15 protein-coding genes are annotated in these 15,987 nt (G+C 34.7%); 13 read left to right on the top strand and 2 right to left on the bottom strand.

Features of this window, described 5'->3' with window-relative positions:
• Positions 1-21 precede the first annotated feature (21 nt).
• The gene (locus AC3WTI_RS11380) at positions 22-1,371 is read left to right on the top strand and encodes a TrkH family potassium uptake protein (protein WP_097840630.1); all 1,350 of its coding nucleotides are present in this window, start codon (positions 22-24) and stop codon (positions 1,369-1,371) included.
• 38 nt (positions 1,372-1,409) lie between these two features.
• Here the strand turns inward: AC3WTI_RS11380 and AC3WTI_RS11375 are convergent, their stop codons facing one another.
• Complete coding sequence (locus AC3WTI_RS11375) at positions 1,410-1,745, bottom strand: DUF3905 domain-containing protein (protein ID WP_142286621.1); 336 nt, start codon at positions 1,743-1,745, stop codon at positions 1,410-1,412.
• A 146-nt stretch (positions 1,746-1,891) separates the two neighbouring features.
• On the opposite strand from AC3WTI_RS11375, the gene ykzP reads away from it, so the two are divergent.
• The 11 genes from ykzP to cbpA all read left to right on the top strand — a co-directional run bounded on the left by ykzP (position 1,892) and on the right by cbpA (position 14,468).
• Positions 1,892-2,044 (top strand): protein YkzP, encoded by a 153-nt coding sequence (ykzP, locus tag AC3WTI_RS11370; protein WP_000240799.1) that lies wholly within the window; start codon positions 1,892-1,894, stop codon positions 2,042-2,044.
• A 228-nt stretch (positions 2,045-2,272) separates the two neighbouring features.
• Complete coding sequence (locus tag AC3WTI_RS11365; RefSeq protein ID WP_076536106.1) at positions 2,273-3,349, top strand: putative 2-aminoethylphosphonate ABC transporter substrate-binding protein; 1,077 nt, start codon at positions 2,273-2,275, stop codon at positions 3,347-3,349.
• Between the two features lie 20 nt (positions 3,350-3,369).
• Complete coding sequence (locus AC3WTI_RS11360; protein ID WP_071758931.1) at positions 3,370-4,371, top strand: putative 2-aminoethylphosphonate ABC transporter ATP-binding protein; 1,002 nt, start codon at positions 3,370-3,372, stop codon at positions 4,369-4,371.
• A complete protein-coding gene (locus AC3WTI_RS11355) occupies positions 4,372-6,129 on the top strand; it encodes a putative 2-aminoethylphosphonate ABC transporter permease subunit (RefSeq protein ID WP_142305810.1) in 1,758 nt (585 codons plus the stop codon).
• Positions 6,130-6,217: 88 nt separating this feature from the next.
• A complete protein-coding gene (phnX, locus tag AC3WTI_RS11350) occupies positions 6,218-7,012 on the top strand; it encodes a phosphonoacetaldehyde hydrolase (protein WP_087957960.1) in 795 nt (264 codons plus the stop codon).
• A 15-nt stretch (positions 7,013-7,027) separates the two neighbouring features.
• Positions 7,028-8,125 carry a 2-aminoethylphosphonate--pyruvate transaminase gene (gene phnW / locus AC3WTI_RS11345; protein WP_097840629.1) on the top strand — a complete coding sequence of 366 codons (1,098 nt, stop codon included), beginning with the start codon at positions 7,028-7,030 and terminating at the stop codon, positions 8,123-8,125.
• Positions 8,122-9,306, top strand: coding sequence for a saccharopine dehydrogenase family protein (locus tag AC3WTI_RS11340; protein WP_098903691.1), 1,185 nt, complete (start codon positions 8,122-8,124; stop codon positions 9,304-9,306). The genes phnW and AC3WTI_RS11340 overlap by 4 nt, the downstream gene beginning before the upstream one ends.
• A gap of 40 nt (positions 9,307-9,346) precedes the next feature.
• On the top strand, positions 9,347-10,129 hold the full coding sequence (locus tag AC3WTI_RS11335) for a DeoR/GlpR family DNA-binding transcription regulator (protein WP_087957966.1): 783 nt from the start codon (positions 9,347-9,349) through the stop codon (positions 10,127-10,129).
• Positions 10,130-10,559: 430 nt separating this feature from the next.
• Positions 10,560-12,842 carry an NEAT domain-containing leucine-rich repeat protein gene (locus AC3WTI_RS11330; RefSeq protein WP_142305809.1) on the top strand — a complete coding sequence of 761 codons (2,283 nt, stop codon included), beginning with the start codon at positions 10,560-10,562 and terminating at the stop codon, positions 12,840-12,842.
• A gap of 247 nt (positions 12,843-13,089) precedes the next feature.
• Positions 13,090-13,719, top strand: a complete 630-nt coding sequence (locus tag AC3WTI_RS11325) for a class II aldolase/adducin family protein (protein WP_048526804.1) — start codon at positions 13,090-13,092, stop codon at positions 13,717-13,719.
• A gap of 125 nt (positions 13,720-13,844) precedes the next feature.
• Positions 13,845-14,468 (top strand): cyclic di-AMP binding protein CbpA, encoded by a 624-nt coding sequence (gene cbpA, locus AC3WTI_RS11320; RefSeq protein ID WP_087957970.1) that lies wholly within the window; start codon positions 13,845-13,847, stop codon positions 14,466-14,468.
• Between the two features lie 69 nt (positions 14,469-14,537).
• On the opposite strand, the gene AC3WTI_RS11315 is transcribed toward cbpA, so the two are convergent.
• Positions 14,538-15,308, bottom strand: a complete 771-nt coding sequence (locus AC3WTI_RS11315; protein ID WP_097840626.1) for a divergent polysaccharide deacetylase family protein — start codon at positions 15,306-15,308, stop codon at positions 14,538-14,540.
• A gap of 397 nt (positions 15,309-15,705) precedes the next feature.
• Here AC3WTI_RS11315 and AC3WTI_RS11310 point away from each other — a divergent pair, with 397 nt between their 5' ends.
• Positions 15,706-15,987 carry an aspartyl-phosphate phosphatase Spo0E family protein gene (locus tag AC3WTI_RS11310; RefSeq protein ID WP_000495532.1) on the top strand — a complete coding sequence of 94 codons (282 nt, stop codon included), beginning with the start codon at positions 15,706-15,708 and terminating at the stop codon, positions 15,985-15,987.

Here is a 15,987-nt window from a genome sequence, read left to right as displayed (position 1 = left end):
AAAAGGTAGCGAAGTGATGGAATGAGAGATATAAAAAAGTTTTTACAAAAATTACGTCCTGTACAACTCATTGTTTTGTTTTATTTATTAGCAGTCGTTGTATCGGTGATATTACTTAGTTTCCCGTTTGTTACGAAGGCTGGTGTGAAATGGACATTTATCGATGCTCTCTTTACATCTGTTAGTGCGGTAAGTGTTACGGGACTGTCTGTCGTTACGATTTCAGATACATTTACTACGGCGGGAATTATTATGTTAGCCCTTATTTTACAATTAGGCGGCTTAGGAATTATGGCACTTGGTACGTTCGTTTGGATTATAACGGGGAAGAAGATTGGTTTGCAGAGAAGAAGACTCATTATGGCAGACCATAATCAAGGGAATTTATCAGGCCTTGTAGAATTGATGCGTTCTATTTTAATTGTAATTATTTCGATAGAACTTATTGGAGCAATACTATTAGGTACAAGATTTCTACTTTATTTTCCAACGTGGCAAGAAGCTTATTTCCATGGTTTCTTTGCGGCTGTTAGTGCAACTACGAACGGAGGATTTGATTTAACAGGACAATCGCTAATTCCGTATAAGAAAGATTATATTGTTCAAATGATTCATATGTTACTTATTATTTTAGGGGCAATTGGTTTCCCTGTACTAATGGAAGTAAAACAATTCCTTAGTAAAAGGAGACAGCAATTATTTCGTTTTTCGTTATTTACAAAATTGACGACAACAACATTTTTTGCGCTCGTTATCGTTGGAACAATTATGATTTTTTTACTAGAACGAAATCAGTTTCTAGCGGGGAAATCATGGCATGAAACAGTTTTCTATACATTATTCCAATCTGTGACGACGCGAAGTGGTGGACTTGCTACAATGGATATACGTGAATTGTCACAACCGACGCTTTTATTTATGAGTATATTAATGTTTATAGGGGCATCTCCAAGTTCGGTTGGGGGCGGAATACGTACAACAACATTTGCTGTTAGTATATTATCGCTATACACTTTTGCAAGAGGCGGGAGAACGGTTAGAGTCTTCAAACGTCAGCTACATGAAGAGGACGTGCTGAAAGCATCTGTTGTTATGACGATGGGGATTTTATTATGTGCTACAGCACTATTTATCCTATCTATTACGGAAAATGTACCGCTTATGAGTTTAATTGTTGAAGTGTGTTCTGCTTTCGGAACGACAGGACTATCGACAGGTATTACGCCAGATTTAACAACTGTTGGTAAACTTGTGCTCATTGTACTTATGTTTATCGGGCGTGTCGGTATTTTAACATTTATACTAGCTAGTGGCGGAAGAGAACAGCCACCTCGTTATAAATACCCGAAAGAGAGAATTATTATTGGATAGTATGAAACCATTCTACCTATGTGAGGTAGAATGGTTTTTTAGTCGTTAATGCCAAATTGCGGATGCATAAAAGCATCATTCTTATGATCTACCTCTTTTTTTAGTAACTCTTGATTTTCTTCTGAAATCCACCCAATATCATTTGTAGGATGAATCCATTCTTCTCCAGCCATAATAGCAGGATCTACTTCATCACTCCAATTGTGAAGTGGACTGTTCTCGGAATCATATTTACTGTCTCCGATTACGACGTCATATTGATTGATGAAAGGTTGTTGCATCTTCTTTCCTGTTCCTTTAAAAGATGGGAAATTCATTTGATGCGGGAGCGTTTCATCTAAAATAGGTGACTGCATTTTATCTTTTTTCTTCAAAATAATCGCTCCTTTTCTAATGTTTTCTTCATAAGTAGTATTTCCATCTAGCGCTCTTATGTACTTGTTAACACTTGCCAGTAATAATTATTTCAGCTTGCTTCAAACTAGAGTAGAAAGTGAATTCTTGAGAGCAGGTGAATGTATTGGTAAAAAGAAAAGTGAAACAAAATGCAGCAATCAATAATAATAAAACTCCGAAAGAAAGCTTACCAGATGCTGAATTTGCATTAGAGTATGAAGGAGAGAATAGCGCGAAGTATGCAAATCGTAATTCAAAAAAAGGTAAACAAAAATGAGGCGTTTTTTACAAACGCCTCATTTTTTTGTGGGATTATAAAGGTTTTTTTAATTATTTGTAAATTTAGGGTTCGTTATTAGCAGAAAAATGCGAAAAAACATAGAAGTAGCAACGTATTACACAAAAACAAACAACAAACAAAAGATTAATGTTGGTTTAATACTGCTTTTACACTAGTTGTTTATATTTGAATTGTACATAAGATTTGTAAAAGGAGAGAGAGACAGTGAAAAAAACAATCTTTAAAGCTGTAGCAACTGGAATGGTATTTTCGTTATTAATGGGGTGTGGTGCAAAGAAAGAAGAAAGTGCTGGGGCGAAAGTGAAAGATGATAAATTATCTGGATCATTAACTGTTTACACAGCGATCGAAGAAGAACTTGTACCAATTTATCTTGATTCTTTTAAACAGAAGTATCCAGATGTAAAACTGAACATTGTTCGTGATTCAACTGGAGTTATTACAGCGAAATTGCTAGCTGAAGGAAAAAATACACAAGCAGATGTTGTATGGGGAACAGCAGCGTCTAGTCTATTAGCTTTAGATAAAAAAGATATGTTAAAAGGATACTCTCCAAAAGGAGCAGATCGTGTTCTTCCACAATTTAAAGATGATAAGCAACCAGAAAAATGGGTAGGTAATACGGCATTTATGACGGGGATTGCTATAAATAAAGAAGAATTAAAGAAGAAAAATTTACCGATGCCAGAATCATACGAAGACTTAACGAAACCAGAATATAAAGGAACGCTTGTTATGCCACATCCGGCTTCTTCTGGAACAGGATTTTTAACAGTTTCTGCATGGTTACAAATTATGGGTGAAGATAAAGGCTGGGATTACATGAAGAAACTTCATGAGAATATGGCAACTTATACTCATTCAGGTTCAAAACCAGCGAAATTAGCAGGTGCAGGTGAATATCCAGTTGGTGTATCAATGGTTTATAGTGCTTTAAAAGAGAAACAAAAAGGTGCACCAGTTGAAGTAGTGTTACCGAAAGAAGGATTAGGTTGGGAAGTAGAAGCGAACGCACTTATTAAAAAAGATAACGCAAAAAATGAAAAATTAGCGCAAGCATTTTTAGATTGGGCAATTACTGATGATGTAATGAAGTTATACTTCGAGAAAAATGGATTTGCGACAATTAAAAATGATTATAAACTTCCAGATGGATTCCCTAAAGACGTAACAGAAAAGTTATACAAAAAGAATGACTTTAAGTGGGCAGCAGAAAATCGCGACAAAATTTTAGAAAAATGGGAAAAAGAGTTTGGTCAAAAAGCAGAACCGAAAAAGTAAGTGAGTGGGAGAGAGAAAAAATGAGCGAATATTTATCAATTCAACACATTCAAAAACAGTTTGATGCATTTACAGCGTTAAAAGATATTTCTTTTACTGTGAAAAAAAATGAGTTTGTATGTTTATTAGGCCCAAGTGGTTGTGGGAAAACAACATTGCTTCGAATTTTAGCAGGGCTAGAAGAGGCGACAACAGGTAGTATAGCTGTGGATGGAAAAGATATTACAGCATTACCTCCTGGAAAGAGAAACTTCGGGATGGTGTTTCAATCGTATGCATTATTTCCGAATTTAACAGCACTTGAAAATATTGAATATGGCTTAAAGACAAAAAAATATGGAAAAGCAGAAGTAAAAGAGAAAGCGCTAGAGGCGTTAGAACTTGTAGATTTGCTGAATGTAAAAGATAAATATCCTGCTCAAATGTCTGGTGGACAACAGCAGCGAGTGGCACTTGCACGTGCGCTCGCTCTGTCTCCAGATATTTTGTTACTCGATGAGCCGTTATCTGCTTTAGATGCAAAAGTGCGAGAAAAGTTGCGAAGAGAAATGCGTGATTTGCAAGAAAAAGTAGGAGTAACAACTATTATGGTCACGCATGATCAAGAAGAGGCATTAACGATGGCTGATAAAATTGTTGTAATGAATCATGCGGAAATTATGCAGATTGGAACACCAGAGGAGATTTATCAAAGACCAGCCAATCCGTTTGTGGCAGATTTTATTGGTTCTATTAATTTCTTTTCGAAAAATAATGAAGAACATGCAATTCGTCCTGAACATGTAACAATTGTACAAAACGATGGTATTAAAACAGTTGTGGAAAGCATGGAATTCCGAGGATCTGTATATCGGACAGAAGTGCGAGTCGTAGAAGAAAAAACACATCTTTATAACGAGAAAATTGTAGTGGATATATTGGCATCAGAAGTAGAAAAAACCGCTATTAGAAAAGGAAAGTCGATTCAAATCTCTTTCTCAGAAAATCATATGTTGTCATATGGAAAGAAGGTCATTGTATAGATGGAGATGTTAGAAAATTTCAAGATAGAAAATACGAAAAAAAAGATTAAGAGACGTATCGGTAAAGAAGAGTGGATACAAAGACTATTAATTATTGGTATGCTTCTTGCTTTTCTGATCATGCTTGTATTACCGCTATTACAATTGTTTACACAAGCTTTTTACGATAAAGATGGAGCTTTTATTGGAGTTGCGAATTTCAGTAAATATTTCACAACTCCAACGTTAGTTCAATCATTGCAAAATACGATATGGATTTCGGGTGCGACAACAATTATTGCAGTGACACTCGCTTTTGCTTACGCCTATGCGATCGCTCGTACGAATGTGTTTGGGAAGCGTGTATTTCAATATGTCGCATTGTTACCATTATTCGCACCAACGATGATGCACGGTATCGCACTGACATATTTATTTGGTAACCAAGGGTTAGTAACGAAAGGAATGTTTGGTTTGTTTGAAGGGATACAAATCCCTTTATATGGCCCAGTAGGAATTGTCATGGCTGAAGTCATGTATACATTTCCGCAAGCATTTCTTATATTATTAATTGCTTTTCAAGGATCTGATTATCGTTTATATGAAGCTTCTAATATGTTAGGGGCGAGTAAAACAAAGCAATTTTTCACTGTTACTTTACCTAGTGTAAAGTACGGATTAATTAGTGCAATGTTCGTTGTGTTTACACTTAGTTTCACTGACTTTGGGGCACCCAAAATTGTTGGTGGGCAATATAATGTACTTGCTACTGACGTATATAAGCAAGTAATTGGACAGCAAAATATGCCGATGGGTGCAACTGTCGGAATGATTTTATTAATCCCAGCTATATTTGCGTTTGCAGTTGATCGCATTACGCAAAGAAAGCAGGCAAATCTCTTGTCTTCTAAATCAGTACCTTACAGAATAATAAATAATAAGAAACGAGATGTTATTTCATTCGTATATTGTAGCGTAGTAACGCTTATGATTATTCTATTATTTGTGGCAGTTGGTATTGCTGCAAGTGTGAAAGTATGGCCATATAATATGAGTTTTACTTTTGAGCATTTTAATTTTTCTAGTTTAACAGGAGATGGACTTGAAGCGTTTAAAAATAGTGTAATTGTTTCAGCAATTACAGCGGTTATTGGAGCGGTTTTAACATTTATGTTTGCTTATGCGATTGAGAAAATAAATCAGCTACAATTTTTCCGAAAAGCAGGTTACTTTTTCTCTATCGTTCCTTTAGCGATACCAGGTTTAGTACTTGGGTTAGGCTATGTCTTCTTCTTTAGTCAACCAACAATACAAATCTTTGGACTTTCCGTAACGAACCCGTTTCATTCTCTATACGGAACAATCATTGTGCTAGTACTAGTCAATATCATTCATTTTTATTCTGTAACATTTGTTACGGCAACGACGGCTTTAAAGAAATTAGATCGAGAATTTGAACTGGTTTCACAATCAATGGGTGTTCCATTTTATAAAACATTCTTTCGAGTTACGGTCCCGATGTGTTTACCAGCCATTTTAGAAATGGTAATGTACTACTTCGTAAATTCAATGGTAACAGTTTCAGCAGTTGTATTCCTATACGCAGCTGATTTTAAACTAGCTGCTGTATCAATTGTAAATATGGATGATGCAGGAAATGTAGCACCAGCAGCTGCAATGAGTGTACTGATTGTTGTTACAAATATTGTAGTAAGAGTTGTATATGAATGGGGAACGAAAGCACTTCGTAACCGAACGTCACAATGGCAAAAAAGATAAAGTGAAACTTTAATCAGTGGAAGTTTTGTTGCTTTCCACTGATTATTAGCCTGCACCAAGCGGGATAAATAAGAAGGAGATGGATTGAATGAAAATAGAAGCAGTTATTTTTGATTGGGCAGGTACGACAGTAGATTATGGGTGTTTTGCACCACTTGAAGTATTTATGGAGATTTTTCATAAACGCGGTGTTGAAATTACAGTAGAAGAAGCCCGTAAGCCAATGGGATTATTAAAAATTGATCATGTAAGAGCACTTACAGAAATGCCTCGTATCGCGAGTGAGTGGAATCGTGTTTTCGGACAATTACCAACAGAAGCAGATATTCATGAGATGTATGAAGAATTTGAAGAGATTCTCTTAGCTATCTTACCACGCTATGCGACGCCAATTAATGGAGTAAAAGAAGTGATTGCTTCTTTACGTGAACGCGGAATTAAAATTGGTTCAACGACTGGTTATACGAGAGAAATGATGGACATTGTAGAAAAAGAAGCAGCGATTCAAGGGTATAAACCTGATTTTCTTGTAACGCCAGATGATGTTCCAGCCGGTCGTCCATATCCGTGGATGTGCTATAAAAATGCGATGGAACTAGGCGTATATCCAATGCATCATATGATAAAAGTTGGGGACACAGTATCAGATATGAAAGAGGGAAGAAATGCTGGAATGTGGACAGTTGGTGTAATTCTTGGCAGCAGCGAGCTCGGCTTAACGGAAGCGGAAGTGGAGAATATGGATCCAGCAGAACTTCGTAAAAAAATTGAAGTCGTTCGTAATCGTTTCGTTGAAAATGGGGCGCACTTTACGATAGAAACGATGCAGGAACTCGAAAGCGTAATGGAACATATCGAGAAACAAGAACTTATTATTTCATAAAAGGGGAATAGGATCATGACTGAAAATCACTACTTATTATTAACACCAGGACCATTAACGACAACAAAAACGGTAAAAGAAGTTATGTTATACGATTGGTGTACGTGGGATGCTGAATATAACACAATGGTACAAGAAGTAAGAGCTAAACTTGTATCGTTAGCAACGAAGGAAGAAGAGAAATATACAACTGTTTTAATGCAAGGAAGCGGTACATTTTCAGTTGAAGCAGTCATTGGTTCTGTCATTCCTAAAAATGGTAAGCTGCTCGTTTGTACAAATGGTGCGTATGGTAAACGAATTGTACAAATGGCAGAGATGTTACATATAGATGTGGTGGTCAGTCAAACAGAAGAGTGGGAGCCTACTAATATTGTAGAAGTAGAAAAGATATTGCAACAAGATAAAGAGATTACACATATAGCAGTTGTTCATTGTGAAACAACAACAGGTATTATCAATCCAATTGTAGATGTATGTAAATTAGGGAAGCAATACGGAAAAGTAACACTAGTTGATGCAATGAGTAGTTTTGGTGGTATTGAAATAGATATCGATGAGTTGCAAATTGACTTTTTAATTAGTAGTGCGAATAAATGTATTCAAGGTGTTCCTGGGTTCGGCTTTGTTATTGCAAAGCGCGCTGAATTGTTGAAATGTAAAGGACAGGCACGTTCATTATCACTAGATTTATACGATCAGTGGGAAACGATGGAAAATCAAAATGGGAAATGGCGTTTTACGTCACCTACACATGTTGTACACGCTTTTTATCAAGCATTACTTGAATTAGAAAAAGAGGGCGGAGTAAAAGCACGTTACAATCGATATGATAACAATCAAAAATTATTAGTCAGTAGAATGAGAGAAATCGGATTTAAGCCACTAGTAGGTGAAAAATATCAGTCGCCTATTATCACATCCTTTATTTATCCAGAAGAGTGGTTCGATTTTGAGCAATTATATAATGAATTAAAGCGTGATGGCTTTGTAATTTATCCAGGTAAGATTTCAAAAGTAGATACATTCCGCATTGGAAATATCGGTGATGTGCATGAGGCAGACATTAATCGCTTAGTTGATAGTATTTCTAAAGGGGTTGTTATAGGTTGAAAGTATTTTGCTTAGGTGGAGCAGGTAAAATTTGTCGTGAAGCAATTTTAGATTTAGTACAATTTTCATCTTTTGAGACGATTACAGTAGCGGATTTTAATGAAGAAGAGGGCCTGAAAGTAGTAGAATGGCTCAACGATCCGCGCGTAGATTTTGTGAAAGTAGACGTAGCGAATCACGAGGATACGGTTGCAAAAATGAAAGGTTACGACATTGTAATGGACGGTACGACAATTAAGCTAAATGGCTTGTCTACTCGATGTATTGCAGAAGCAGGTTGTCACGGTGTGAATTTGAATGGATTTGGTGAAGAAAATGATTCACATTCTATGTTTGTTCAAAATGGAAAAACGTGTTTACCTGGTTTTGGTATGACGCCAGGTGTAACGCAAATGATGGCAATGCATGCAGCAAATCAGCTTGATACTGTAGAGTCAGTTCGTGTCAGTCACGGTTCGTATCGTCCAATTGCTTTTTCTGCATCAATTACAGAAACGACGACATATGAATATGATCCACATTTACCATCGCGTACAGTGTATGAAGATGGTGAATTTAAGCAAGTACCTCCGTTTGCACGTCCGAGAGAAATTGAATTACCGGCGCCTTATGGTAAGGCAACGCAGTATATAATCCCGCATTCTGAAACGATTACGTTAGCGAGAGCACTAGAAAGTAAAGGCGTTAAACTGATAGAGACGAGAGGAACTTGGCCAAAGCAAAATATGCAACTCGTACACGCTTTATATGATTATGGCATATTACGTAATGATCAAGTTGAAATAAATGGGGAAGCGATCGGCATTATGGATTGTATCTCGAAGTATTTATTGCAATCGAAAGAAGGACAAGAAACGGAAATTTACGGTTACGCACTTCATGTAGAAGTAATAGGTATGAAAAATAATGAGAAACAAAGGCACGCATTATATCATACACACCCGCTATCTGATGGGTCTGTTGTAGGATGGGAAAAATTAAGGGCTTATACGAGAAACGTTGGTATTCCATTTGGGATAGCTACAGAGTTAATCGCAAAAGGGAATGTAAATCAAGCTGGTGTTGTGACACCTGAGGAAGCTTTTGTAAATCCACTAATTATTTTTGATGAACTAAAAAAGCGTGGTATTCATATTCATGAAGAAGTTTTTACTGAAAAAGAAAATTATAACTTTGTATAAGTAAGGCAGTTTATGAGGTAGAAATCAATGGGGTGAGGCTATGTCTGTAGTAGGTGAAGAAAGAAAGCGAACCATTCTTGAAAAGGTAGAGTTTAAAGGGAAGGTAAAAGTTTCAGAGTTAGCTAGAGAATTTGCTGTATCAACAGAGACCATTCGCCGTTATTTAGAAGAATTGGATCGTGAAAAGAAGTTGAAGAAAGTGTATGGTGGGGCTGTACAACTTCCGGGAGCTGGAATAGAGGCGCCGATGTTAGAACGAGAGATGCTGCATATAGAAGAGAAGAAGAGAATTGGGTATAAAGCAGCAACGTTTGTGGAAGATGGAGATGTTATTGCGATTGATGACGGGAGTACACCTCTTCAAATGGTGCCATATCTTGTCCATCGTAAAAATTTAACGATTGTAACAAGTTCATTTCCAGTAGCGACACAATTAATTTCTTCTATTAATAAAAAGATGTTTCACGGTGAAGTTTTATTTATTGGAGGAAAAGTATCTCCAAAGCATTCACGTGTGTCAGGGTCTATTTCGCAGCAAGTAATCCAGCAATTTCATTTTCATAAAGCATTCGTTTCGATTGATGGATTGTTACCTGGTTTTGGGGTTTCTAGTTTTGAATTAGAAAAGGCAAAACTGTCAGAAGCGATGATGAAATTAGCGGAGAAAACATATATTTTATGTGATCATACAAAAGTAGGGGTAAAAGGAAATTACCGAATAGCAGCGTTCTCACGTATTCAACATGTGATTTGTGATAAGAAAATGTCTTATAGTTTTGAAGAGGAAGTTAGAAAGCATAATATTCAATGGACAATTTGTTAAATAAATTGAACTCCCACCGGATTTTGAGGTGGGAGTTTTACTGCTTGTAAATAGCGTGGATAAAAGATTTGTATTTATGCAAAAAGTGGACACATTTTCTCATCTCTTTCATATAATTTACCAATACAAAAAAAGTTGGTCGAAGGAAAGAAGGGAGAATCATGTCAGAACGGATATATAATAAACTTGTATTGTATGCAAATATTTTGCAAAAAATTGGTGTTATTAATGAAAAAGAAAAAAGTGAAATCCTTCATACAATCAGTAAGAAGGCCCTTTGAATAAAGGGCTTTTTATTTTTTATCTATGAAAATATAAATTTAATGTAATATTCTCGTTGACAATGATAATGATATTCATTATCATTTATTTGTAGGTAATTGATAAGTATTATCAATTGTAAAAATTATACATGATAGGGGATATTATTTTGAAAAAAAGTTATATTAAGGCGCTAGTAGTAGCCACAACATTAGCAATTCCATTTGCTACATACTCTACTCCAGCATTAGCAGCACTAAAAGCTGAAGCAAACCAGTCGGTGGCAGCAGCTAGTGAACGTATATACGATACTGAGATTAAAATATATAAGGATCAAAAAGATGAGCCATCTATGGTTTCTCAGTACATAAAAAATCCTAAAGTAGTAATTGAGGATGGGAAAAAAATTGTTACTGTAACAATACAAGATAGCGATTATTTTCAATATCTTAGAATAGAGGATAAAAACCAACCTGGTGTATTTCAAGATGTGAAAGTTTTATCAGAAGATAAGAGGAAAAATGGAACGAAAGTAGTCCAATTTGAAATTGGCGAATTTGAGAAGAAGCATAATATGCAAATGCATATACTTATTCCGGCCATTGGATATGATCACAAATATCAAGTTCAATTTGAAATTAAAGATCCAACTGTAGGTGACAAAGAAACAGAGAAACCAGATGATAACTCTAATTCAGGCAATACGGAAACGGATCATCCAGTTGATAGTCAAAATATGATAACAGATAATAAATTAAGAGAGCTTGTTAATAAAAAAGTATTTAATAGAAAAGATTTAAATACACCGATTACGAAAGAAGAGTTATTACAAGTAAAGGATTTGTTTTTAAATACGAATGAGATTCTTGATTATAGTGCATTAAAATATATGCCGAATTTAAAATCTTTAACACTTGCGAATGCGAAGATAACAGATCCGTCGTTCTTTGCGAACTTAAAGCAATTAAATCATTTAGCTTTGCGTGGTAATGAATTTTCAGATGTAACGCCACTTGTTAAAATGAATAATTTAGAATCTCTTGATTTAAGTAATAATAAAATTACAAACGTTGCACCATTAGTTGAAATGAAAAATGTAAAAAGTTTATATCTATCGGGCAACCAAATAGAAGATGTAACAGCATTAGCGAAAATGGAACAACTAGGTTACTTGAATTTAGCAAATAATAAAATTACTAATGTTGCTCCATTAAGTGCGTTAAAAAATGTAACATACTTAACTTTAGCTGGTAATCAAATTGAAGATATTAAACCGTTATATTCATTACCTTTAAAAGACTTAGTATTAACACGTAATAAAGTTAAAGATTTATCGGGTATTGATCAAATGAATCAATTAAGTAAATTATTTATCGGGAAGAATCAAATTGAAGATGTGACACCACTTACTAAAATGACTCAACTTACAGAATTAGATTTACCTAACAATGAGTTAAAGGATATTACTCCATTATCAAGTCTAGTAAACTTACAAAAGCTTGATTTAGAAGCAAATTATATTTCAGACTTAACACCAGTTAGCAATTTGAAAAAGTTAGTATTTCTAAGTTTTGTTGCAAATGAAATCCATGATGTTCGACCAGTTATAGAACTAAGTAAAACAGCTTATATCAATGTTCAAAACCAAAAAGTATTTTTAGAGGGTACAGAAGTAAATAAAGAAGTAAAAGTACCTGTATACGAAAAAGATGGTAAAATCTCTACAAAAATTCGTTTGAAGAGCGAAGGTGGTACGTATAGTAACGATGCAGTTAAGTGGAGTACACCAGGTGAGAAAGTATATGAATTTGGTGTGAAAGATCCATTTGCGGATACAGGAATCTTCTTTACGGGATCTGTCATTCAAAATGTGGTAGAAAGTAAAGGGGATAACACTTCTAAAGAAGATGAAAAATTAGAAGTAGTGGAATTTAAAGATGTACCAAAAGGACATTGGTCAGAAGAAGCAATTCATTATTTAGCGAAAGAGAATATTTTCAAGGGATATGGAAATGGAAAATTTGGATTTGGTGACAATATTACGCGCGGACAAGTTGCGTCTTTAGTACAAAGGTACTTGAAATTAGAAAATAAAGTAGAGCAGAAAGAGAGATTTAAAGATACCAAAGGGCATATGTTTGAGCAAGATATTGCTGCAGTTGCGCAAGCTGGCATTATGCAAGGTGATGGTACTGGGGAGTTTCGTCCAGATGGAGTATTAACTCGATACGAAATGTCTGTAGTATTACATAAAGTATTTCAATTAAAAGAAGATGGAAATAATAAAGAGAGCTTTAAAGATGTACCAACTGGTCATTGGGCAGAAGGGTATGTGAAAGCGTTAGCGGATAATCATATATCAAAAGGTGATGGAAACGGAAACTTTTTAGGTGATGATTTCGTAACACGTGAACAATATGCACAGTTCTTATATAACGCAATAATGAAATAAAAGATGAGAAAATACGCTATTCTTTCATGTAAAAAGAATAGCGTATTTTTTATGTAAAAATGAAATAGTCAATAGACAGAAGTATAGACATATGAATGGCCCATTTTATAGAAGAGCTGTGAAACTATATTGACAAAAAAGCGTTCTCATGTGATAATTCAATTAAATTTTTAGAATAATCAAAAAATATTCCTTTTACATAGAAAGGATTCGAACATTATATAAATATTACGCCGGGGGTGACGAAATGTTATTTTTTCTAAAGAAATGGAATGAATTAAAAGATGTGAAATCTGAGTTGGCACTTCGTGATTGGTTTTATGGTACAAAGATTAGTTTATCACTTTGTACGTCAAAAGAGCCGTTAACTTTTTTAGTAAACGTTGAGGGAAGAGATAAAGGGTTATTTTCAGAAGAGGATTTTATTGTTGTAAATTGTATGTGTGAGCCAGTATTTGAAAATGAAGAAAAACCAGCTGTCGAATCATTTATGCATGCCGATATTTATAAAAAAAGTAGTGCAGAATGTATTTTACAGGTGCAAACTGTAGATAGTCATTTAATATCAGAGTTGTATGGAGAAATAGGAGAAGTAACATTCGATAAACGTAGCGTGGAACGTGTTTTTGGAAAAGAAGGTATAACAGAAATGACAATTCCTATTGTAGAAGATGAGAAAAAATTCGCTGATTTATTAGAAAATAAAGTGCCGAATTTTATTGAAGGTGGAGGAGTAGTTCTCGTTCATAATTATGGCATGATCGTGTGGGGGAAAACTCCAGAATACGCAAAAAAATGGCTAGAGGGTATAGAATATTTAATGAATTATCATGTAAAGTTGTTAATGATAAAAGGTGCAAAGAGCTCTGTTATATAAAATGTTTGTGACGCTATTATGAGTTAATAAATAAATGAAAGCGTTTTAAAAATAAATTTACTCATAAAATATAGGTCTCCTTATTATATATAGATTACATGTTGACATGTAAGGAGGAACATATTTTGCGAGTTAAATATCATTTTCTGCCAAAACAGCAAGTAACATTTTGTAAATTGAACGATTCAGGTGAAAAGGCTCTGCAAATTATGAATGAAACGGGATTTCGAGCAATCCCTGTATTAGCAGAAGATGAAAAGAAATTCCTGGGGATTATTTATAAAGTAGATCTTTTAGAAAAGAAGTGTAATAGCGGATTAGAGGAATTAAGTACGGAACATATGCTGGAAGATTCCGCTGCATTTATTTTTGAAAAGGACTCTTTTTTCAGGGCATTTTATGTTATTCGTCGTCTTCCGTTTTTAGCTGTACTAAATGATTATAATGAATTTGTCGGTATCTTAACGCATTCCAATATATTTGATGTTATTGAAGATTCATTCGGTATGCGGACGGGTGGTTATATATTAACAATTGCAACACAAGATTGTAAGGGAACGATTAAAGAACTTGGGACATTGCTGAAAGCATTTCATATCGGTGGACTATTTACGCTAGATAACGGTGATCAATATATTCGCCGCGTTATCGTAAATATAACAGATGAGTTAAATGAAAAAAGATTAAAGCAATTAATCGAAAAAATAGAGAAAAAAGGATTCAGGGTCAGTCATGTAGATTATATTTAAGATGAAAACGAAAAAGAGAGCCATTTGCTAAATGCAAATGGCTCTCTTTTTTACTTTGAGTCATGAATCTTATTTTGAAACAGGAGGCGGAGATAATGCTAAATCGGATAAAAAAATAAAATCTGCATGTTCACGAATGTTAGGAATAGAAGTTTCTATAACACGTGATGTGATTTCACCTGGAGGCCCAACATGTCCGATAGCTACCATAATCGGTTTCTCTTGGATTTTTTTAATAAGTAATTGGGCTTGTTTTGAAATGTGTGCCGCTGTGTACACATCATCAAAAAATAATTGGTTTTCAATAATTGGTACTCCTAATTCTTTCCCGATTTTTGGGACAACACTCTTAGGATTTGTTTTGCTATCTAAATAAAATAAACCGTGTTTTTTACAAGCCGTAAGTATAAGTCGTACAATTCTTTCGTCCGCGGTCACTTTTGATCCCATATGATTGTTCATCCCAATTGCATGTGGTACTTCTTGAATCGCTTGTTCTAGTCGGTTATTTATTTCTTCGTCGCTTAAATCGGTTGTAATTGCTTTTGGTCCAAGCCATTCTTTTTTACCTTTAATAGGTTCCATTGGCATATGTATAATAACTTCGTGGCCTTTCTTATGAGCTGCTATCGCATCTTCCTTTGTGGAAGGAAGGAAAGGCATAACGGCAACGGTAAGTGGAATAGGAAGTGATAACATTTTATCAGTCCCCTTCATATTATTGCCGAAGTCATCAATGACAATAGCTACTTTGTTTGTATGAGCCTTCGCTTGAACAGGAAACAAGAAGGATGGTAAGAACATCATAAAAATAAGCAATGCAATCGTATATTTGCGCATATAAATATTTCCTTTCTATTTTATCCCGCTTTTTGGGAGCAATGAGGAATAAACAAAATTCCCAATGATTAAATTTCACTTTATCAATCTTCATTATGTTTTGCTTTTTTATATAAATTAAACAAAAAATGTCGAAGAAAAGTATATGTAAAATAGAGAATCCGCTATTTAATTGGTATTTGTAAAAAAAGAAGATGAAAAAAATGTCTATTATTGCGAATGTATTTACAAAGATAGAATAATTTGTAATAATTCTCAAAGTGAGGGTAAAGATTTGTAAATTACAGGGAGAAAATGTTAAATTTTCTGATTCTTCAAATTCAAATATGATTAAGTAGTTAAAAGGCCAATGGAGAAGTGAAGTAGAGAGCATGGAAGTATAATAAGGGGGATATGAATGTTTACTGTAAAAAGGAAGTACACATTAGAAAAGCTTTCACGTGATATTCATATGAAACGTGAAGAGATGATTCAATTAGGTTTAACGAGTGGGTTAAATAGTATGGAGACAATTCAAGTAAGTCAAGAATTGGACAAGCTTATTTTACAGTACCAGTGTTATAAAGAAAAACAAACACCAAAATGGTTATCCATTATAAAGGTACCTATTTTTCAAATTGGGTATGAAGGGAAATCGAGTAATTTTTGGCGAATGCTTGTTGCTGGTTTTATGAAATAA

Source organism: Bacillus sp. EB106-02-03-XG38 (assembly GCF_058792175.1).
The sequence above is the reverse complement of the archived record's forward strand: the minus strand, read 5'-3'. Positions and strand labels throughout refer to the sequence as shown.